Raw genomic sequence first — 19,635 nt, 5'->3', positions numbered from 1 at the left:
TTGAGTACGGTCCCGCTACTCACAGGGCGCCGTGGGCAAGACCCTTGGCCCGCATCAGGAACTCGCCGAGGAACCCGTCGTGCGGCACGTCCGGATGGACCCAGGAGGTCGGCCTGCTCCGGTACACGTTGGAGACCGCCGTGAGCTCCGTGGCCTCGGAGACGAGGGCCGTGTCATCGGTGTGCAGCGAGAGGACCAAGGAGTCGTCGAGGACGTCCATGGCACCCCGGTCGAAGGGGGCGACCCATACGCACGGGAAGGGCACCTCGTACGAAAGCAACGGGTTCTTCGGGGACTCCAGCTCCACGACCGCGGGCGTCACGGTCGCCAGGGAACCCGCACCACCGAGGCGTTCGACCCGCGGGGCCAGGTGCACGACCGCGTCCTTCGTCCCGTTCAGGACCGCAGCCGCGAGACGTTCCGCGGCGGCCTCGGGCAGGCACGGCAGGAGGGCCGTGTCGTCCAGCGGCCCGGCCGGTGCCTCCACCTGGTGCAGCGCGGCGGCCAGTTCACCGGCGAATCCTGTCGGGTCGTGTTCGACGAGGACGCCGGTGGTCGCGGTGCACGCGGTCCCCGCGTGATAGAGCGCGCCCATCCGTGCAAGGCCGAGCCCGGCGTCCCGGTCCGCGTCGGCGGCCACGACCAGTTTCGAGCGGCCGGGGCCCTGCAGCCGGACGTCGGCGCGGTTGCGGTACTTGTCCACGACGTCCTGGCCGCCGTACACCAGGGCACGGTCCGAGCGCTCGATGATCAGGTCCGCCGTCGCATGGTCGCAGGGCGCCACGACCAGCTGCGTCGAGGGAACTCCCGCCTCGTGCAGCGCGGTGACCAGGCGGAAGGGGGTGAGCGGGTCCCGGGTGGAGGGGCGGACGACGACCCGGTAGCCGAGCGCGAGGGCCTCCAGCCACATGGCGTGCACCCCCGGGCTATTGCCCGCCGTGTGTACGGCGAAGACGTCTCCGGTGCGGCGCCACGCGGCGCCCGCCGACGGCGCGCCGGGCACGGGGGTGCCGATCGGGGCGCAGCCCGTGGGCCGTGCCGCCGACGGCGCCCGTCCCACGTCGCGCAGGGTCGCCGTGATGAGCCGGTCGCACTCGCGCACGACCGCGACAGGAGTCCCCGTCAGCGCGGCCGTGCGCCGCTCGTGGGCTGCCAGATCGTCTCCCAGGATCTGCTGGGTCTCGAAGACGTCGGCCGCCTTCTTGAGCACCTCCGCCGTGTCGGCGACGGGCAGGGGCGAGCTGCCGCGCAGTTGAGCGATCCAGTGGGAGACGACCAGGCCGGGCACTGATGCCAGTTCGAGGGCCGGGCTGCCCGAAGCGTCCGGCACGGTGGTGCGGTTCCGCGTCCGATAGGGCCCGGTCGGGCCCAGCGCGGGAATGTCCAGCATGCTCGCTCTCCTGTTCCTTGCGGCGAGTCGCGGGGCGAAGGGTGATGACGGGGTCAGCGTGCCGATGCCGTCACGGCGCGGCGCTGACGGGTCGCGGCCGCGAGGTCGCGCAGCACGTCCGCGGTGGCGTCCCAGCCCATGCAGGCATCGGTGACGCTCTGGCCGAACACGGGCTCTTCGGGGCCGAGGTCCTGGCGCCCCGGGATCAGGAAGCCCTCCAGCATGACGCCGCGGATGTCCGTGTTCCCGGCCGCGACCTGTGCCCCGATCTCCCGCGCCACCACGGCCTGTCGCTCGTGGTCCTTGCCGCTGTTGCCGTGGCTCGCGTCGATGACCACGCCGGTCGGCAGCGCGGCCGCCGCCAGGAGCCGGGCCGCCTCGCGCACGTTCTCGGGGTGGTAGTTGGGCCGCCCGGAACCGCCCCGGAGCACCACGTGGCAGTCGGGGTTCCCGCTCGTGCGCAGCGTGACCGCCCTGCCGTCCCGGTCGACGCCGAGGTAGGCGTGCGGCGCGGCCGCGGACCGGATGGCGTCGACGGCCACGCTCACGGAGCCGGTGCTGCCGTTCTTCATGCCCACGGGCATGGGGAGGCCGCTCGCCAGTTGCCGGTGCACCTGGCTCTCCACGGTCCGCGCGCCGATGGCTCCCCAGGAGATCAGGTCGGCCAGGTACACCGGAGCCGACGGGCTCAGCCACTCCGTCGCGATGGGCAGCCCCAGTTCGGCGATCTCCAGCATCAACGTCCGTGCCGTGCGCAGCCCGTGGTTGACATCCAGGCTGCCGTCGAGGGCCGGGTCGGTGAGCAGCCCGGTCCAACCGACTGTGGTACGGGGCTTCTCGACGTACACCCGCATGACGACCGCCAGGTCGTCGGCGAGGTCGGCGGCCAGTTCACCCAGCGATTTCGCGTACGCCAGACCGGCGTTCACGTCGTGGATCGAGCACGGCCCGACCACGGCAAGCAGGCGGTCGTCGGTACCGCTCAGGACGCGGCGGGTCATCAGTCGTCCTTCGCCCACCGAACGGGCCGCGGCCTCGGTCAGCGGCAGCTCGCTCATGAGCCCGTGGGGGGTGGGTGCCGAGTGCGTACGGTATTGGCCACCGATGTCACCCGGTGAAAGCGCGACCACGGAATCGGGCCTGTCCTCGGCCAGCATGTCAAGACTCTGCATCATTCCTCAATTCGTTCTACTCAGCGCAACATTTGTGCGTCGGCAGCGAATCATTCGGGATGCCCCGGCATAATCGTCCGGCAAGCACGCTGATTACCGTGCCCCATCGGCGAGTTGGCCCGCTACCCGAGCCGCGTGCAGCAAGCTGTTGTGCACATAGCTGCACACGGGTATTCGATATTCAGGCGGGGGAAGGAGGGGCCCTGGACTCCGTCACATCTGTCGCGCAAAAGAAATGGCCCGTACGCTCAGGAGGAAATCCTCCTGAGCGTACGGGCTTATGGGCGTACGGGCGGTCGCGCTTCCTACCGTTCGGCCTCCTCGGGGAGCGTCGCCTCAGAGGGGCTCGCCATGTCGAGGAGCAGCATCGCGTCGTGGTCCGGGGTGCCGGGCGGAGCCTGGTAGGTGACCAGGCGCTGGCCGTCCGTACGGGAGATCATCATCACCTCGAAGGAGAGGCGGATGGAGCCGACCTCCGGGTGCTGGAAGTGCTTCTCGCCGCCGCCGCGCTCCTGTACGTCGTACCGCTCCCACAGCCGGGCGAACTCCGGGCTCTTCACCACGAGTTCACCGACGAGCTGGGCCAGCTCCGGCATGTCCGGGTCGGCGCCCGCCACCGCGCGCAGATGGCCCGCGCTGTGCGCCGCCATCTCCTCCCAGTCCCTGTACAGCTTGCGGCCCATCGGGTGCAGGAACATGTAGCGCGTGATGTTGCGGCGCTCCCACGGCCAGTCCGTGATGCCGGAGAAGAGCCGCAGCCCCGGCCGGTTGGCGGCCAGCAGGTCGTTGGTGCGGCTGACGACGTAGGCGGGTGCGGGGCGCACCGTCTCCAGCAGGACGCGCACCGAATCGCGCACCTGGCGCGCCGGTCCTGGGGACGGCGCCGGTGGCTGGCCCGCGGCGAGCGCCACCAGCTCGTGCAGCCGGTGCAGCGCGTCGTCGGAGAGCTGGAGTGACTCGCCGAGCGCGGCGACGACGGCGGGGGAAGGACGCGTCTCGCGGCCGCGCTCAAGGCGGGTGTAGTAGTCGACGCTGACCCCCGCGAGGGTCGCCAGCTCCTCGCGGCGCAGCCCCGGAGTGCGGCGGACGCCCGTGCCTGCCCGCAGGCCCACGTCCTGCGGGCGGAGCTGCCCGCGGCGGGCGCGGAGGAAGCGACCCAGTTCCGTACCTTCGGTCATCCGTTCATTCTCGCAAAGAATGTCGCGCACAGGGGGGCCGTATCAGGGCCAGGCACCGTGCTCCCCCTCATATCTCGGCCTGCCAGAAGGGCGCACGCGCAGGGCACGCTGCTTGCCGTATCCACAGCGACAGCGCGGTGAGGAGCAGTGCACCATGAGTACGACACAGTCCGGCGCAGGCACGGCGGCCGGGGCGGGCGCCCCCACCGGGGACGATCCGGGACAGCCGGGACAGCCGGGTTCCGCCCGCGCGGCTCTGGTTGCCTCCGTTCTCGGCTTCTTCGTGATCACGATCGATGTCTCCGGCGTCAACGTCGCGCTGCCCGCCATGCGGGACGACCTCGGCGGCTCAATGTCCGGTCTCCAATGGGTCGTTGACAGCTATACGCTGATGTTCGCGGCGCTGATGCTCTCCGCGGGTGCGTTCTCGGACGGCGTGGGCGCGCGGCGCGCGTACGGCTGGGGGCTCGGAGTCTTCACTCTCGCCTCGCTGGCCTGCGGGGCGGCGCCGACGCTCGGGGTGTTGATCGCGGCCCGCGTGGTGCAGGGGGCCGCGGCGGCGGTGATGGTGCCCTCATCGCTCGCGCTGATCAGGCAGGCGTTCTCCGACCCGGAGGAGCGGGCGCGCGGCATCGCCCTGTGGACGGTCGGCGGCGCGGTGGCCATTGCCGCGGGGCCCGTCCTTGGCGGGCTGCTCACCACGGAGTGGAGTTGGCGCGCCGTGTTCTGCCTCAACCTGCCCACCGGGGTCGTCGGGTTCGTGGCCCTGATGCGGGCGAAGCGCTCCCCGCGCCATGCCGTCGCGTTCGACCTGCCGGGGCAGCTGACGGCCGTACTGACATTGGCCGCGCTGACCTTCGCCGTGATCGAGGGCGGGCACGACGGGTTCACCGGCACCGTCCTCGCCGCGACCGTGCTCGCGGTGTTGTCCGCGGCCGGATTCGTGGCCGTCGAGGCACGGCGGCGCAACCCGATGCTGCCGCTTGAGCTGTTCCGGCTGCGCGGCGTCACCGTGCCGGTCATCTCGGGCTTCGCCCTCAACGCGGCCTTTTACGGAGGGGTGTTCGTGCTGAGCCTCTTCTTCCAGGAGCAGCGGGGCCAGTCGGCGCTCTCGGCCGGGCTGATGTTCGTGCCGATGGCGCTGATCACCGCCAACGTCAACTACCTTTCGCCGCGGGCGGTCACCCGCTTCGGACGGCGTCCTGTGGTCATCGCAGGACTGCTGATCGTCGCGCTGGGCTGCGCCGTACTGCTCCCCGTCGACCCCGGTACGCCCCCGTGGGTGACCGCCTTGCTGATGATCCCGCTGGGCATCGGCGGCTCCCTCGCCATGCCCGCGCTGACCTCCCTGATGCTCGACAGCGTCGCCGCCGAGCGGGCGGGCACGGCGGCGGCCCTGCTCAACACCAGTCGCCAGACGGGCGGAGCGGTGAGCATCGCCGCCTTCGGCGCACTCCTGGCGGGGGACTTCACCACGGGGATGCGGGAGAGCCTCCTCGCCGCCGCCTGCCTGCTGGTGATCATGGCCCTTGGCGCGGGGGCGCTGCTGCCGCGACGCTGAGAACGGCCGGGGCGACGCCCGCCCCGGCCACCGTCGCCGATATCTCCCAGCGGCCGGACTCCCCCGGCCGGCCGCTGGGTCTTTTTGCGTGTTCATGGCGGTGTCACATGATGTGCGACCTCACCGAACCAGAACCCGGAATCACGCTCCGGGGCGCACGACAAGCGCGTCCTTTTTCCAGCCGGGCAGAGTGGTAGCCACCTGTGAGGCCCCGAACTACCCCGCCGACTCGCCCGCGTGCGGGCTAAGAACCCCCATCCCCACCAGCACGATCAGCACAATGCCCAGCAGCACCCGGTAGTAGACGAACGGCATGAAGGACTTCGTCGTAATGAACTTCATGAACCAGGCGATGACCGCGTAGCCGACCGCGAAGGCCACGAGCGTGGCGAAGATCGTGGGGCCCCAGGAGACGTGGCCCTCGCCCGCGTCCTTGAGCTCGAAGACGCCGGAGGCCAGGACGGCCGGGATGGCGAGGAGGAAGGAGTAGCGGGCCGCGGACTCTCGGGTGTAGCCCATCAGGAGGCCGCCGCTGATCGTCGCGCCCGAGCGGGAGACGCCGGGGATCAGGGCCATCGCCTGGCAGAAGCCGAAGATCAGGCCGTCCTTGACGCCGAGTTCCTTGAGGTCCTTGCGGCTGCGTACGGCGCGGTGTTTGCCGCCCGTTTCGTCGCGGGCCGCGAGGCGGTCGGCGACCCCGAGGACGATGCCCATCACGATGAGCGTCGTGGCGATCAGGCGGAGGTCGCGGAAGGGGCCCTCGATCTGGTCCTTGAACGTCACGCCGAGGACGCCGATCGGGATCGAGCCGACGATGACCAGCCAGCCCATCTGCGCGTCGTGGTCGGAGCGCGGCACCTTGCCGAAGAGCGAGCCGAACCACGCCGACAGGATCCGGGCGATGTCCTTGCGGAAGTAGATGAGCACGGCGGCCTCCGTGCCGATCTGGGTGATCGCCGTGAACGCGGCCCCGGGATCGTGCCAGCCCGCGAACGCCGCGGTGAGACGCAGGTGCGCGCTGGAGGAGATCGGGAGGAACTCGGTCAGCCCCTGGACGAGCCCGAGGATGAAGGATTCAAGCCAAGACATGAAAACTGCGCCGTCCAAGTACTGATCATCAGGCCGCGAGTGGATGCGGGTGCGGTGATAGCGGTCAACGAGAGGCGGTGCTGCGGCGGGAACGCCGGGGCGCGAGGGGCGATCACTCCCCCTCGTCGGGGGCAGCGTAACCGCCTTGGGTGAACGGGGTGCTCGGAGGGCCGCCGCGCGGCGTGTGGGCGCCCTGGTTCAGGGCGTCGTCGGGCCCGTCGTCGACCAGCCGGGCGTCTGCGGATGCGCCGCGAGATCGTCGTGGTGGACCGCGTCGCCGCAGGCGGAGCACGTCACGACCGGGACCAGCTCGTGGCCGCAGGAGTGCTCCAGGACCATCGGGCGTCCCTCGTCGCCGCGCAGATGGCGGTCGCCCCAGGCCATGAGGGTCATCAGGACCGGCTCCAGTTCGAGCCCGGCCGGGGTGGGCCGGTACAGGAAGCGCCGCGGGCGCTCGCTGTAGGCGACCTTCTCCAGGACGCCCGCCTCCACCAGGCGGCGCAGTCGGGTCGTGAGGACGTCGCGGGGGGCACCGATGTTGCGCGCCAGCTGGTCGAAGCGTTCGTTGCCGAGGCACACCTCGCGAAGGACGAGCAGGGAGTACTTCTCGCCGACCAGGGCGAGCGCGTCGGCGATGGAGCAGGGGCGCGGATCCTTCATGCGGGCAGTCTAGGGGGCCGACGAGAGAGGGTTTGATTTTCCAACTCACCCGGCTATCGTGAGTTTGGATTTCCTACTCACTGGTAGCAGGACCTGTCGTCGAAAGAGGACCGCTCATGCGTGACGCCGTCATCGTCGAAGCCGTACGCACACCCGTCGGCAAGGGCAAGCCCAACGGCGCCCTCGCCGGTGTGCACCCCGTCGAACTCCTCGCCCACACGCTGCGCGCCCTCGTCCGCCGCAGCGGCATCGACCCCGCCCTCGTCGACGACGTGATCGGCGGCACCGTCGACCAGGTCGCCGAGCAGGCCATGAACACCACCCGCTACGCCGTCCTCTCGGCCGGGTTCCCCGAGTCCGTGCCCGCGACCACCGTCGACCGGCAGTGCGGCTCCTCGCAGCAGGCCGTGCACTTCGCGGCGCAGGGCGTCATATCGGGTGCGTACGACATGGTGGTGGCCTGCGGGGTGGAGTCGATGAGCCGCGTACCGATGTGGTCGAACGTGCCCCCGGGCGCCGATCCGTTCGGGCCCGGTGTCGCCGAGCGCTATCCGGAAGGTCTCGTCCCGCAGGGCATCAGCGCCGAGCTCATCGCCGCCAAGTGGGCCATCGGGCGCGAGCACATGGACGCCTTCGCCACGGCCTCGCACCAGCGCGCCGCGCGCGCCTGGGACGCCGGTCTCCTCGACGCCGAGACCGAGCCGATCGCCGGTCTGACCCGCGACGAGTCCGTCCGCCCCGCCACCACCCCCGAGGTCCTCGCGGGCCTCAAGCCCGCCTACTACGACCCGGCCTTCGGCGAGCGCTTCCCGCAGATCACATGGAACGTCACGGCGGGCAACAGCAGCCCCGTCAATGACGGGGCGTCCGCCGTCCTCATCACCACCAGCGAGAACGCCGCCCGCCTCGGTCTGCGCCCGCTCGCCAGGCTGCACAGCTTCGCCGTCACCGGATCCGACCCGCTCCTCATGCTGACCGGCGTCCTGCCCGCCACCGAGAAGGTCCTGCGCAACGCCTCACTGACCCTCGACGACATCGACCTCTTCGAGGTCAACGAAGCCTTCGCCAGCGTCGTGCTCGCCTGGCTGCGGGAGACCGGCGCGGACCCGGAGAAGGTCAACGTGCACGGCGGCGCCATCGCGCTCGGCCACCCCCTGGGGGCCAGCGGCACCCGTCTGATGACCACGCTCGTCCACGCGATGCGCGCCCGTGGCGCCCGCTACGCGCTCCAGACCATGTGTGAGGCGGGCGGCCTCGCCAACGCGACGGTCCTCGAAGCGCTCTGAGTGCTCCGGCGAAGGCGGCGCGGGATCAGGTGCGGGATCAGGCGCGGGATCAGTGGCCGCGCAGATGGTGCCGCTTGAACCACGCCACCGCCGCCCCGCCGAGCCCGGTCACCGCGATGAACCCCATCGCGATCAGGAAGACGGGCGACGTCGGCGTCGACGCGCGGGCGCCCGCCACGACGTACGCCGCCGTGTTGGGAACGGACCCGATGCCCGTGGCGAGGAGGAACGGCAGCCAGCCCATCCGGGAGACCGCCGCGCAGTAGTTGGCCGCCGCGAACGGCACGCCGGGGAAGAGCCGCACCGCCAGCATGGAACGGAAGCCGTGGCTGCTGAGCTGGCCGTCCGCGGCCTTCAGCCACTTGCCCCGCAGCAACGGCCGCAGCGCGTCCTGACCGAGCATCCGGCCGAGGCCGAAGGCGATCCCGGCGCCGAACACGGTGCCGGCGATCGCCGCGCCCAGCCCGGCCGCCGTACCGAAGAGGGCACCCGCCGCGAGGTTCAGGAGCGGCCGCGGCACGAACGCGGCGGTGCAGGCTCCGTACGCGACGGCGAACAGGGCCACCGCCGCCGCGCCGCCGAGCTGGGCGGGCCAGCCGTCGGAGAGCAGCCGCTGCGGTTCGAAGAGCAGCACGCACGTACCGGCCGCCGCGAGCAGCACCACCAGCAGGGAGAGCCGCGACCACGGCGAGAGCAGCGCCCTGGTGCAGCGCACGGCGAGGCCCTGCGGCCGGGTGGTGACGGTCTCGAGCATCCGGGAAGAGTAACCGGCTCATGTGTCTGCTCGCCGTATGGTGCGTCTCATGAGCGTCACAGTGCCGATGCCCGTACCGCGCAGCGAGCTCGCCGACACCGTCGTCGAACGGCTCGTGGTGGCCTACCCGGCGGCGGCCGATCCGGCGCGGGCCGCGCGGATGCGCGCGTACATGAAGGACATCGCGCCCTTCCTCGGACTGGCCTCTCCGGTGCGCCGCGAGCTTTCCCGCGCGGTACTCGCGGGGACGCCGCGCCCCGACGAGACGGACTGCGCGGCGCTCGCCCTACGCTGCTGGGAGCTGCCCGAGCGCGAGTACGCCTACTTCGCGGCGGACTACCTGCGCCGTCATGTGCGGCGCTGCTCGTCCGGCTTCCTGCCCGTGGCCAGGCACCTCGTGACGACGCGCTCCTGGTGGGACACGGTCGACGCGCTCGCCGCACATGTCGTCGGCGCGCTGGTCGCGGCCGATCCCGCACTGCGCGCGGCCATGGACGAGTGGATCGAGGACGAGGACCTGTGGGTGGCCCGCACCGCCCTGCTCCACCAGCTCCGGTACAAGTCGGCGACGGACACCGAGCGCCTCTTCGCCTACTGCGTGCGGCAGGCGGGACACCCCGACTTCTTCATCCGCAAGGCGATCGGCTGGTGCCTGCGGGAGTACGCCAAGACCGATCCGGATGCGGTACGCGCCTTCGTCGAGCGGGAGCGGGACCGGCTCGCGCCGCTGTCGGTGCGTGAGGCGCTGAAGAACCTCTGAGCCTGGCGCGTGGCCCGGCCCGTGGGCCCGGCACGCGCAACTCGCCGGACGGAACCTGTCGTTCGGGATAAAACCATTCGACGTGGGCGCTTCCTTCGGTGAGGATCAGTGCCATGTTCCGGTACGCCTTCCTCACAGCAACGCCCGCGGTCGCGGGCGCTGTGAAGGCTGCCGTCCTCGCACCCGACGCCTTCGCACCCGACGTCTTCGACGGCGCCCGAAGCTGACCCTCCCCGGACACTCCGGCGGACCCCCTAGGGGGAGGGTCGGTCAGGCCCCGGGGTCCCCGTCCCGACCGCGCGCCGAGCGCCGGTCAGGGACAACAGCTTCGAGTTCCGGAGAAGGAACAGCCATGTCCAAGACGGCATACGTGCGCACCAAGCCGCACCTCAACATCGGCACCATGGGCCACGTCGACCACGGCAAGACCACCCTGACCGCCGCCATCACCAAGGTCCTCAGCGACCGCGGCACCGGCACCTTCGTGCCCTTCGAGCGCATCGACCGGGCCCCGGAGGAGGCGCAGCGCGGCATCACCATCAACATCGCGCACGTCGAGTACGAGACCGACACCCGTCACTACGCGCACGTCGACATGCCGGGACACGCCGACTACGTCAAGAACATGGTGACCGGCGCCGCGCAGCTCGACGGGGCGATCCTCGTCGTCTCCGCGCTCGACGGGATCATGCCGCAGACCGCGGAGCACGTCCTGCTCGCCCGGCAGGTCGGCGTCGACCACATCGTCGTCGCCCTCAACAAGGCCGACGCGGGCGACGAGGAGCTCACCGACCTCGTCGAGCTCGAGGTCCGCGACCTGCTCTCCGCGCACGGGTACGGCGGGGACTCCGTCCCTGTCGTCCGCGTGTCCGGGCTCAAGGCCCTGGAGGGCGACCCGCGGTGGACGGCCGCCGTCGAGGCGCTGCTCGACGCCGTCGACACCTATGTGCCGATGCCCGAGCGGTATCTCGACGCGCCCTTTCTGCTGCCGGTCGAGAACGTCCTCACCATCACGGGGCGCGGCACCGTCGTCACCGGCGCCGTCGAGCGCGGCACGGTGCGCGTCGGCGACCGCGTGGAGGTGCTCGGCGCCGACACCGAGACGGTGGTCACCGGCCTGGAGACCTTCGGCAAGCCGATGGAGGAGGCGCAGGCGGGGGACAACGTGGCGCTGCTGCTGCGCGGTCTGCCGCGCGACGCCGTACGACGCGGTCATGTCGTGGCGGCGCCCGGCAGCATCACGCCGAGCAGGCGCTTCACCGCGCAGGTGTACGTCCTCTCGGCCCGCGAGGGCGGCCGCAGGACCCCGGTGGCCACGGGTTACCGGCCGCAGTTCTACATCCGCACCGCGGACGTGGTCGGCGACGTCGACCTCGGCGACGCGGCGGTCGCCAGGCCGGGCGACACGGTCACGATGACGGTCGAGCTCGGCCGTGACGTGCCGTTGGAGACGGGCCTCGGATTCGCGATCCGCGAGGGCGGCAGGACCGTCGGCGCGGGCACGGTGACCGAGGTCGCCTGACGGGCCGTGGCCCGGCCCGCCCGGGGGACCGGGGGTGCGCAGGAGTGCGCGCCCCGGTCTCCCGGGCGGGAGCGACGAGGAGCAGGGCCTACGTCATCGCCACGCGGTACAGCGTCGCGAGCGCCTCGTCGATGGGATGGGGCTCCGGCCTGCCCGAGGCATCGAGCCTGTTCCACCGCTGCATGTTGACCGCGACCGCCAGCTGCCGCTTGCCGTCGGCGCGGACCACGGCCAGCGTCCCACCGCCCCAGACGGTGCCGCCGTGGCCCCAGAAGACGCTCCGGTCCGGGCCTTCGGTCGGGTACAGGCCGAGGCCGTAGTCGATCGTCTTCTGTTCCTGGGAGACGATCCGGACGGTGCGCTGCATCTCCGTCAGCGACGAGGAGCTGACGATCTCGCCGGACAGGAGCAGGCCGAAGAAGCGGTTGAGGTCCGCGACGGTCGATATCAGCGAGGCCGAGGGGCCCGCGAACGACATGTCGTAGACGCTGTACTCGTGCGGCGGGTCGAGCTTGCCGAGCCACATCTCGTAGAGCCGCGAGTGCGGTCCTTCGACGTGGGGTCCGGTGGGGAATCCGGTGTCCCGAAGCCCTGCGGGCTCGATGACGTTCCGGGTGACGCACTCCTCGGCCACGGTGCCCGTCACGTGTTCCAGGAGCTGGGCGAGGAGCAGGTAGTTGGTGTTGGAGTAGAGCCCGGGAGCGCTGCCAGGGGCGCCGGTGGCGGGGGCGGCGACCCCCATCTCGATCAGCGCGAGGGGGTCGAACCGCGTGAAGCGATGGTCGTCCATGCTCCGGGGCCCGGTGCCCGCGAGGTCGGGGAACGCCCTGAAGGACGGGTAGGCGTACGGCAGGTACTCGGCGAGGCCGCTGGTGTGGTTGATCAGCATCCGGACCGTGATCGCGTCGCCGCGCCCTCCGGGCACGAGCTTCGGAAGGTAGTGGCTGATCGGTGTGTCGAGGCCGACCCGACCGGCCTCGACCTGTTGCAGGACCGCGGCGGCGGTGAAGGTCTTGGTGACGCTGCCGACGCGGTGGCGCATGTCGGCGGTGACGGGGCGTCCGGTGGCGACATCGGCGACGCCCGCGGCGCCGCGCCAGACCTCGTCGCCGTCCCGCACCTCGGCGAACAGGCCCGGCATGCCGGCGCGGTGGACGTTCTCGATGGCCGAGTCGAGCTCCGTGGAGTTCAGCGCGTTCTTCACGTCATGCGTCCTTTCGTCTCCCCTATCCATGTCCTCATTATGCACGCGGTGCGTGCAACAGTGAGTGCATAGGTACGCTGAGGCCCGGCGAGAGGAGCAACATGGCAGGCCGCAGGCGTTGGTCGACCGAAGAAATCCTGGACGCGGCGGCGGAGCTGCTGCGCACGAGCGACGCGGATTCGTTCAGCGTGCGCAAGCTGGCCGCGGCCCTCGGGACCGACTCCTCCAGCCTCTACCGGCACTTCCGCAGCAAGACCGAGCTGCTGCGCGCGGTCGCCGACCGGATCCTGCTGGCCGCCATGGCCGACTACCGGCCCGAGGGCGACTGGAAGCAGCGCGTCACCGCCCTGGCCCTGCGGGCGCGGGACGCCTTCGGGCAGCAGCCCCAACTCGCCTCGGTCTGGGGGCGCTACGCGTCGAGCGGCGCGGGCTCCCGGCTGGTCATGGAGGAGGTGCTACAGGCGCTGCGCGCGTCCGGACTGCCCGACGAGGAGATTCCGGCGCGCTACCACCGCCTCGTGGTCCTGATCGTCGCGCTGATCGCCTCCGAGGCCGGAGTCAGCACCATCACGCCCGAGGAGTACGAGCAGGGGATGGAGCTGTTCCGCGTCTCGGTGCTCGGCGCCGACCCCGAACGCTTCCCCGCCGTGGCCCACTTCGCCCGGGAACTCCGCCCCCTCGGGGCCGACCGCAGCGCCGCGTTCGAAGCACTCGTCGCCGCTCAACTCGCCCAGATCGAGGCCGCGATCCCGCAGGGCCCGCCGACGGACGATGGCAAGGGCTGACGGCCGACAGGCACAATGGGCAGGTGGACGAGCACGAGTTCGAGGGCGAAGGCGGTGACGAGGCGATTCCGGTGACCCGGGACGTCGATCACGGCACCGCCAAGCTGATGCCCGACGTCGACCGTGCCAGGGCCTGGCTGCTCACGGTGGACGGGGCCCCGCAGTCGTACGTCGATCTGGACGCGCCCACGCACCTGGAGTTCGAGTACGCGCGGCGCCTCGCACACGTCCTGGACACCACCGGCGAACCCGGCCTGCCGCTCGACGTCCTCCACCTCGGCGGGGGAGCGCTCACCCTGCCCCGCTACGTCGCGGCCACCCGGCCGGGATCCCGGCAGGACGTGGTCGAGGCGGACCGCGCGCTGCTGCGCCTGGTGGCCGAGCACCTGCCGTTGGCCGAGGGCGCGGGGGTCACCGTGCACGGCGCGGACGCCAGGGCGTGGCTCGACCGGGCGCCGGACGACAGCGCGGACGTCGTCGTCGCCGACGTCTTCGGCGGTTCACGGGTGCCCGCGCACCTGACCACCGTCGCCTACGCCAGGGAGGCAGCCCGCGTCCTGCGGCCGGGCGGGCGCTACGCGGCGAACCTCGCCGACGGCGCGCCGTTCACCTTCCTCCGCTCCCAACTGGCCACCTTCGCCGAGGTCTTCCAGGAGCTCGCGCTGATCGCCGAGCCGTCCGTGCTGCGCGGCCGCCGCTTCGGGAACGCGGTGCTCGTCGCCTCGCAGGAACCGCTCGACACCGCGGCCCTGGCCCGGCGCGCGGCGTCCGACGCCTTCCCCGCCCGGGTCGAGCACGGGGACGGGCTGCGGCGCCTCATCGGCGACGCGAAGCCCGTCCACGACGAGGACGCGGTCGCCTCACCCGAGCCGCCCGGCGGCGCTTTCAGCGTCGGCTGAGGCGAGGCCGGAGCCGGGGGCGGCCTCCGTGGAGGTCCCGGCACCGGCCGCCACCTCCTTCGTACGCCGCGTCAGATGGCGTACGTCGGGGACGAGGAGGACCGCCGCCGTCACCACGATCACCAGCGCCGCGCAGCCCCACAGCGAGGCGGACCTGCCGAACGCGGACTCCGCGGGCCCGGCGAGCGCGGTGGCCAGCGGCACCATCGCCACCGAGCCGAACCAGTCGTAGGCCGCGACCCGCGACAGCTTCTCCTCGGGGATCTCCTGGTGCATCGCCGTCATCCACGAGACGCCGAACACCTCGATCGCCACACCGCTGACGAACATCACCGCGGCGAGCCCCGCCACCGGCAGCGGCACCGCGAGGGCCGCCGAGGGGGCGGCCAGCGGGAAGACGCACAGGGTGCCCGCGAACAGCAGCCGTCGCGGCTTCCACCGCATCATCAGGAGCGCGCCGCCGACCGTGCCCGCACCGAACGCGCCGAGCGCGAGGCCCCAGGGCCCGGCGCCGCCCAGTTCGTCGCGCGCGACCAGTGGGCCGAAGACCGCCTCCGCGGCGCCCACCACCGCGACCACGACGGAGAACTGCGCCACGATCGACCACAGCCAGGGGCGTCCTGTGAACTCCCGCCAGCCGTCCCGCAGATCGGCGAGGAGACCGCCGCCGGGCTCGCGCGGCGGAATGTGGCTGACGTCGAGGAGCGAGCGCAGCGCCGCCGCGCCCGCGAAGGCCACGGCGTCCACGGCGAGCACCCAGCCGGGGCCCATCGCCGCCACCAGCAGACCGCCGAGCGCGGCGCCGCCGAGCCCCGCGCCCTGCATCGCCATCCGGTACAGCGCGAACGCCCGGCTCGCCTGCTCGCCGCTGACGGACGACATCAGCATGCCCTCGGCCGCCGGGCCGAAGAACGCCTGTCCGATGCCGCCGAGCCCGGTGAGCAGCATCATCTGCCACAGCTGCGGCTCGCCCGCGAGGACGAGCACCGCGAAGGCCGCCTGCGAGAAGCAGTTGAGGGCGTTGGCGGCGACCATCACGTGGTGGCGCGGCAGCCGGTCGGCGACCGCGCCGCCGATGAGCAGGAACAGCACGAGCGGCAGGGTCCGCGCGGCCGCCACGAGCCCGACGTCCCCGCCGTCGCCGCCGGCGTCGAGGACGGCGAACGCCGCCGCGATCAACGCCCCGTGGCTTCCGAGGTTCGTCACGATCGCGGCGGCGGTCAGCAGCGTGTAGTTGCGGCCCGCCCAGGAGGGGCGGCGCAGGCTGGGGGCAGGTGTCGTCACCCCGGGACTATCCCCGGCGGGCGGCCGACTTGCCAAACGGTTTCTCCTCGTGGCCCGGCGTGGCTCGGAACCGGGCCCCGCGTGCCCCGGGGCTCAGGACTCGTCGCTGCCCGAGCTCCACCGGACGGTGTTGAGGATCTTCTTCACCGTGGCGTCGGGGACCTCTTCCTTGACGCCCTTGGCGCCGTAGAGGGTCCACGCCACGTACTCACCGGACTCGTTCTTGAAGGAGAAGGTGGTGGCCTTGCCCTCCGTGTCGCACTTGCCGGATCCGGCGGCGCCCTCGGTGACGGTGGTGACGAGGCTGCCCTTGATGCCGGCCTTGGTGGTGTAGTCCTCGATCTTGCCGATCTTGATCTTCTTCTTGTCGGCCTTCTTCTGGTCGGTGTACCCGGCGAAGACCCACCAGGCCGAGTCGTTGCGCGCGACGTCCTTGGTGTCCTTCGCGCCGTTCTGGCCCTTGGTGCCGACGACGGCGAGGGACGTGTCGTCCTCCTTGCCGTCCTTGTTGCTGTCCGAGGAGCACCACTTCTCCTTGAGGACGGCGGGCGCGGACATGATGATCAGGGCGCTGCCGTCGCCCTTCTTCTCGTCCTCGAAGCCGATGAGGGTGTCGGGCGTCTGCACCTTCCAGTCGGCGGGGACGTCGTAGGCGGTGCCCCACTTGGGGTTCACCACGACCTGCCAGCCGTCGACGGTCGGCTTGTCGCCCTCCGCGTTGCGCTCGTTCTCGCCGCTCGGCTCCGGGCTCGGATCCTTCTTCGCGGACTTCGAGGGCTTCGCGGGCCCCGCGCTGTCGACCTTGTCGTCCTTGTCGTCACCGAGGACGAAGAACGCCGTGATGCCGGCCGCGGCGAGCACGGCGAGCGAGGCGACGATCGCGGTGACCTTCGTCTTCTTGTCACCGCCGCCGTTGCCGCCCCCGGCGCCGCCCTGCTGCACCGTCGGCATCGGGGGCGGCGTCGGAGCCGCCCAGTGCGACTGCTCGGGCTGCGAGAAGGCGCCCGGCTGCGTCGGCTGCTGCGGCTGCGCGGGAGGCGGCGGATAGCCGCCCGGCTGCTGCGGCTGCGGCGGTTGCTGCTGGTAACCCGGCTGCTGATACGGGTTCGGCTGCTGGTACCCCGGCTGCTGGTACGGGTTCTGACTCTGGTCCTGCGGGTTCTGCTCGCCCCCGGGCGGCTGCTGTTCTGGCCACATGGCCAGTAACCATAGAGGGGGGTGGGGCCCCTGTGCCATGGGCGCCCCCGGTGGGGCGGGCACGGGGCCCCGGGACGGGCCCTGGAGACGGGAGGAAGAGGGGGAAGAAGAGGGGGGAGAAGAGGGGGAAACCGTGAGGATTCCCGTACGGATTCCCCTCAGGTTTCCCCGACGGATTCCCCGACGGATTCCCCTCAGGATTCCGTCGGGTCGCCCTGGGTGCGCACGGTGCTGAGGATCTTCATCACCGTCTCCTCGGGAATCTCGTCCTTCACCCCGGTGGCGCCGTAGAGGCTCCACACGACGTACTCACCGGCGGCGTTCTTGAAGCCGAAGGAGATCGCCTTGCCGTCCGTCGCGCACTTGCCCTTCATGGGGGTGTTGACGGACTTGGCGCGCGAGATGCTGCCCTTGATGCCGGACTTCGTGGTGTACGGCACCGCCTTCTCCTCGGGGCCGAGGCTCTTCTTGTCGGGCTGCGTGTAGACGCCGTAGATCCACCACGAGACCTGGTTGACCGCGACCTCGTCGGTGTTCTTCGCGCCGTTGGCGCCCTTGGTGCCCACGGCGGCGAGCTCGTGGTCCTCGGTCCTGCCGTCCTTGTTGTCGTCGGCGACGCACCACTTGGGCTTCAGGTACGCGGGAGCCGACATGGTCATGAGCGGCTTGCCGGTCTTGTGGTCCTCCAGGGCGATCGCCGAGCCGGGATTCTGCACGTCCCACTCCGGCGGTACGTCGAAGGCGGTGCCCCACTTGGGGTTCACCACGACGCGCCAGCCCTTGACGGTCGGCTTGAGCTCGTTGTCCGTACCGCGCTCGTCGTCATCGCCGTCGCCGCTGCCGTCGGTGCCCGGCGCCGCGCCCGGCTTCTCGGCCGCGGATCCCGAGGGGGAGTCGGCCTTGGTGTCCTTGTCGTCCTTGTCGCCGCCGAGCACCAGGAATCCGGTCACGCCAGCGGCCACGACCACGGCGGCCGCGGCGACGACGGCGATGACCTTGGACCTGTTGCGGCCGCCACGGCCGCCGTCTCCCGCGCCGTGTCCCATGCCCGTGCCCTGGACCGTGCTCCCGCGACCGTCCCCTGCCGCGCCCTGGCCGGGCGCGGGCTGCTGGTACGGATTCGGCGCCTGGTAGCCCGGCTGCTGATAGGGGTTCGGCTGCTGGTACCCCGGCTGCTGGTACGGGTTCTGACTCTGGTCCCGCGGGTTCTGCTCGCCCCCGGGCGGCTGCTGTCCTGGCCACATGGCGGGCAACGATACGGGTGCGCCACGAGCAAGATCACAGCCACCCCGGGCGACGGTTTTCCGGGTCCGTAAGGTACTCCGTAAGGCACTTGGGCCGCGCCGAACCCTCGGCGTCCCCCCCCCCGCTCAGTCCTCGGGGACGTCGTACTCGCGCACCGTCGCGAGGATCTTCTTCACGGTGGCGTCGGGCACCTCGTCCTTGACGCCCTTGGCGCCGTGGAAGGACCAGGAGGCGAACTCGCCGCCCGAGTCCTTGAAGGCGAACACGGTGGCCTTGCCGTCCGACGCGCACTTGCCCTGCTTGTCGACCCCGGCCGAACTGGCGCTCACCAGGCTGCCCTTGAGGCCCGACTCGGTGGTGTACGACTCGACGGCGCCGGTCGTGACCTTCTTCTTGTCGGGCTGGGTGTACGCCCCGTAGACCCACATGGTCGCATCGTTCCGCGCGGCCTGCTCGGTGCTCTTGACGCCCCTGTTGCCCCTGGTGCCCGCGGCGGCGAGCGACGTGTAGTCGGCCCTGCCGTCCTTGTCCTCGTCGGTCGCGCACCACTTCTGCTGGTAGTACGCGGGGGCGGCGAAGGCGGCGAGGTACGTCTCCTTCTCGTCGCCCTCCTTCACGACGCCGCCCGCCCAGTCCCTCGACTCCAGGGCCCACCCCGGAGGCACGTCGAAGGCGAGGCCGCGCCGCGGATTGACGACGACCTTCCAGCCGGGCACGGTCGGCTCGGGCTCGCCGTCGTCCCCGGTCCGGGGGTTGGCGTCGTCGGAGGCGTCCGCCGAAGGCGAGCCCGTCGCGGACTTCGTCGGGTCCGGCTTCGCGCTGTCGTCCTCGTCGCCGCCGAGCACCAGGAAGCCCGTCACGCCCGCGGCGACCACGACGGCACCGGCCGCGACGAGGGCGATCAGTTTGGTCCTCCCGCCGTTGCCGCCGCCGCGCGGCGGCTCGGGCGGCGCGGCCCCGGGACCCGCGGGCACCGTCGGCGCGTTCCACGGAGCCTGCTGCCCGTAGGGGCTCGGCTGCTGGTACCCCGGCTGCTGGTACGGGTTCTGACGCTGGTCACGCTGGTTCTGCTCGCCCCCGGGCGGCTGCTGTCCTTGCCACATGGGGAGCAACCCTAGGTGACGGTGATCTCCCCGGTGCCGGAGTCCTGGCCAGCGGCGCTACTCATGGGTAACATCACCGACCATGAGCGCAGACCAGATGTCGATCGGCGAGATGCTCGCCGCCACGGTGCCGATGGCCAGGACGCTGAACCTCGAGTTCCGCGAGACCGCGCCGGACAAGGCCGTGGTGGCCCTGCCCGACCAGAGCGAGTACCACAACCACGTCGGCGGGCCGCACGCCGGTGCCATGTTCACGCTGGGCGAGTCCGCGAGCGGGGCCATCGTGCTCGCCGCGTTCGGCGCGGAGCTCTCGCGGGCCGTGCCGCTCGCCGTCAGCGCCGAGATCGCGTACAAGAAGCTGGCCATGGGGCCCGTGACGGCCACGGCGACCCTCGGCCGTCCGGCCGCCGACGTGATCGCCGAGCTCGACGAGGGCAAGCGACCCGAGTTCCCCGTGGCCATCGCGATCCAGCGCGAGGACGGTGCCGTCACCGGCGAGATGACGGTCGTCTGGACCCTGCGGCCGAACGACCCCAGCTGATCCAC

Annotated in this window: 18 protein-coding genes; 7 read left to right on the top strand and 11 right to left on the bottom strand. The window is 71.6% G+C overall.

Annotation, left to right across the window (positions count from 1 at the left end; all coding sequences use genetic code 11):
* Nucleotides 1–19: 19 nt before the first annotated feature.
* From KY5_RS05180 to KY5_RS05170, 3 genes are all read right to left on the bottom strand, one after another.
* Nucleotides 20–1,390 carry an aldehyde dehydrogenase family protein gene (locus KY5_RS05180; RefSeq protein ID WP_098241087.1) on the bottom strand — a complete coding sequence of 457 codons (1,371 nt, stop codon included), beginning with the start codon at nucleotides 1,388–1,390 and terminating at the stop codon, nucleotides 20–22.
* Nucleotides 1,391–1,443: 53 nt separating this feature from the next.
* Nucleotides 1,444–2,547 (bottom strand): 3-deoxy-7-phosphoheptulonate synthase, encoded by a 1,104-nt coding sequence (locus KY5_RS05175; protein WP_199842942.1) that lies wholly within the window; start codon nucleotides 2,545–2,547, stop codon nucleotides 1,444–1,446.
* A 320-nt stretch (nucleotides 2,548–2,867) separates the two neighbouring features.
* Nucleotides 2,868–3,740, bottom strand: coding sequence for a helix-turn-helix transcriptional regulator (locus KY5_RS05170; RefSeq protein WP_098241086.1), 873 nt, complete (start codon nucleotides 3,738–3,740; stop codon nucleotides 2,868–2,870).
* A 154-nt stretch (nucleotides 3,741–3,894) separates the two neighbouring features.
* Here KY5_RS05170 and KY5_RS05165 point away from each other — a divergent pair, with 154 nt between their 5' ends.
* A complete protein-coding gene (locus KY5_RS05165) occupies nucleotides 3,895–5,301 on the top strand; it encodes an MFS transporter (protein WP_098241085.1) in 1,407 nt (468 codons plus the stop codon).
* Between the two features lie 216 nt (nucleotides 5,302–5,517).
* Here KY5_RS05165 and KY5_RS05160 read toward each other — a convergent pair whose 3' ends face one another.
* Together KY5_RS05160 and KY5_RS05155 are read right to left on the bottom strand one after the other, a co-directional pair.
* Nucleotides 5,518–6,390, bottom strand: coding sequence for an undecaprenyl-diphosphate phosphatase (locus KY5_RS05160; protein ID WP_098241084.1), 873 nt, complete (start codon nucleotides 6,388–6,390; stop codon nucleotides 5,518–5,520).
* Nucleotides 6,391–6,588: 198 nt separating this feature from the next.
* The gene (locus KY5_RS05155; protein ID WP_098241083.1) at nucleotides 6,589–7,050 is read right to left on the bottom strand and encodes a winged helix-turn-helix transcriptional regulator; all 462 of its coding nucleotides are present in this window, start codon (nucleotides 7,048–7,050) and stop codon (nucleotides 6,589–6,591) included.
* Nucleotides 7,051–7,166: 116 nt separating this feature from the next.
* Here KY5_RS05155 and KY5_RS05150 point away from each other — a divergent pair, with 116 nt between their 5' ends.
* A complete protein-coding gene (locus KY5_RS05150; protein WP_098241082.1) occupies nucleotides 7,167–8,336 on the top strand; it encodes a thiolase family protein in 1,170 nt (389 codons plus the stop codon).
* Nucleotides 8,337–8,385: 49 nt separating this feature from the next.
* Here KY5_RS05150 and KY5_RS05145 read toward each other — a convergent pair whose 3' ends face one another.
* A complete protein-coding gene (locus tag KY5_RS05145) occupies nucleotides 8,386–9,090 on the bottom strand; it encodes a TVP38/TMEM64 family protein (protein ID WP_098241081.1) in 705 nt (234 codons plus the stop codon).
* Nucleotides 9,091–9,139: 49 nt separating this feature from the next.
* On the opposite strand from KY5_RS05145, the gene KY5_RS05140 reads away from it, so the two are divergent.
* Both KY5_RS05140 and tuf read left to right on the top strand, forming a co-directional pair.
* A complete protein-coding gene (locus KY5_RS05140; protein ID WP_098247067.1) occupies nucleotides 9,140–9,850 on the top strand; it encodes a DNA alkylation repair protein in 711 nt (236 codons plus the stop codon).
* Nucleotides 9,851–10,202: 352 nt separating this feature from the next.
* Complete coding sequence (tuf, locus tag KY5_RS05135; protein WP_098241080.1) at nucleotides 10,203–11,372, top strand: elongation factor Tu; 1,170 nt, start codon at nucleotides 10,203–10,205, stop codon at nucleotides 11,370–11,372.
* 88 nt (nucleotides 11,373–11,460) lie between these two features.
* Here the strand turns inward: tuf and KY5_RS05130 are convergent, their stop codons facing one another.
* On the bottom strand, nucleotides 11,461–12,606 hold the full coding sequence (locus KY5_RS05130) for a serine hydrolase domain-containing protein (protein WP_098241079.1): 1,146 nt from the start codon (nucleotides 12,604–12,606) through the stop codon (nucleotides 11,461–11,463).
* A gap of 71 nt (nucleotides 12,607–12,677) precedes the next feature.
* Here KY5_RS05130 and KY5_RS05125 point away from each other — a divergent pair, with 71 nt between their 5' ends.
* Together KY5_RS05125 and KY5_RS05120 are read left to right on the top strand one after the other, a co-directional pair.
* Entirely contained in the window at nucleotides 12,678–13,361 is a 684-nt protein-coding gene (locus KY5_RS05125) for a TetR/AcrR family transcriptional regulator (RefSeq protein WP_098241078.1), read from the top strand.
* Between the two features lie 107 nt (nucleotides 13,362–13,468).
* Nucleotides 13,469–14,260 (top strand): spermidine synthase, encoded by a 792-nt coding sequence (locus tag KY5_RS05120; protein WP_098247066.1) that lies wholly within the window; start codon nucleotides 13,469–13,471, stop codon nucleotides 14,258–14,260.
* Here KY5_RS05120 and KY5_RS05115 read toward each other — a convergent pair.
* The 4 genes from KY5_RS05115 to KY5_RS05100 all read right to left on the bottom strand — a co-directional run bounded on the left by KY5_RS05115 (nucleotide 14,222) and on the right by KY5_RS05100 (nucleotide 19,089).
* Nucleotides 14,222–15,580, bottom strand: coding sequence for an MFS transporter (locus tag KY5_RS05115; RefSeq protein ID WP_418952741.1), 1,359 nt, complete (start codon nucleotides 15,578–15,580; stop codon nucleotides 14,222–14,224). The two genes, KY5_RS05120 and KY5_RS05115, sit on opposite strands and share 39 nt — an antisense overlap.
* Nucleotides 15,581–15,637: 57 nt before the next feature.
* Nucleotides 15,638–16,741: a hypothetical protein gene (locus KY5_RS05110; RefSeq protein ID WP_098241076.1), complete on the bottom strand. Its 1,104-nt coding sequence runs from the start codon at nucleotides 16,739–16,741 to the stop codon at nucleotides 15,638–15,640.
* 194 nt (nucleotides 16,742–16,935) lie between these two features.
* Entirely contained in the window at nucleotides 16,936–17,985 is a 1,050-nt protein-coding gene (locus tag KY5_RS05105; protein WP_098241075.1) for a hypothetical protein, read from the bottom strand.
* A gap of 126 nt (nucleotides 17,986–18,111) precedes the next feature.
* Complete coding sequence (locus tag KY5_RS05100) at nucleotides 18,112–19,089, bottom strand: hypothetical protein (RefSeq protein WP_098241074.1); 978 nt, start codon at nucleotides 19,087–19,089, stop codon at nucleotides 18,112–18,114.
* A 97-nt stretch (nucleotides 19,090–19,186) separates the two neighbouring features.
* Between KY5_RS05100 and KY5_RS05095 the strand changes: the two genes are divergently transcribed.
* Nucleotides 19,187–19,630 carry a DUF4442 domain-containing protein gene (locus KY5_RS05095; RefSeq protein ID WP_098241073.1) on the top strand — a complete coding sequence of 148 codons (444 nt, stop codon included), beginning with the start codon at nucleotides 19,187–19,189 and terminating at the stop codon, nucleotides 19,628–19,630.
* Nucleotides 19,631–19,635 lie beyond the last annotated feature (5 nt).

Source organism: Streptomyces formicae (assembly GCF_002556545.1).
Classification (GTDB): domain Bacteria; phylum Actinomycetota; class Actinomycetes; order Streptomycetales; family Streptomycetaceae; genus Streptomyces; species Streptomyces formicae_A.
The sequence above is the reverse complement of the archived record's forward strand: the minus strand, read 5'-3'. Positions and strand labels throughout refer to the sequence as shown.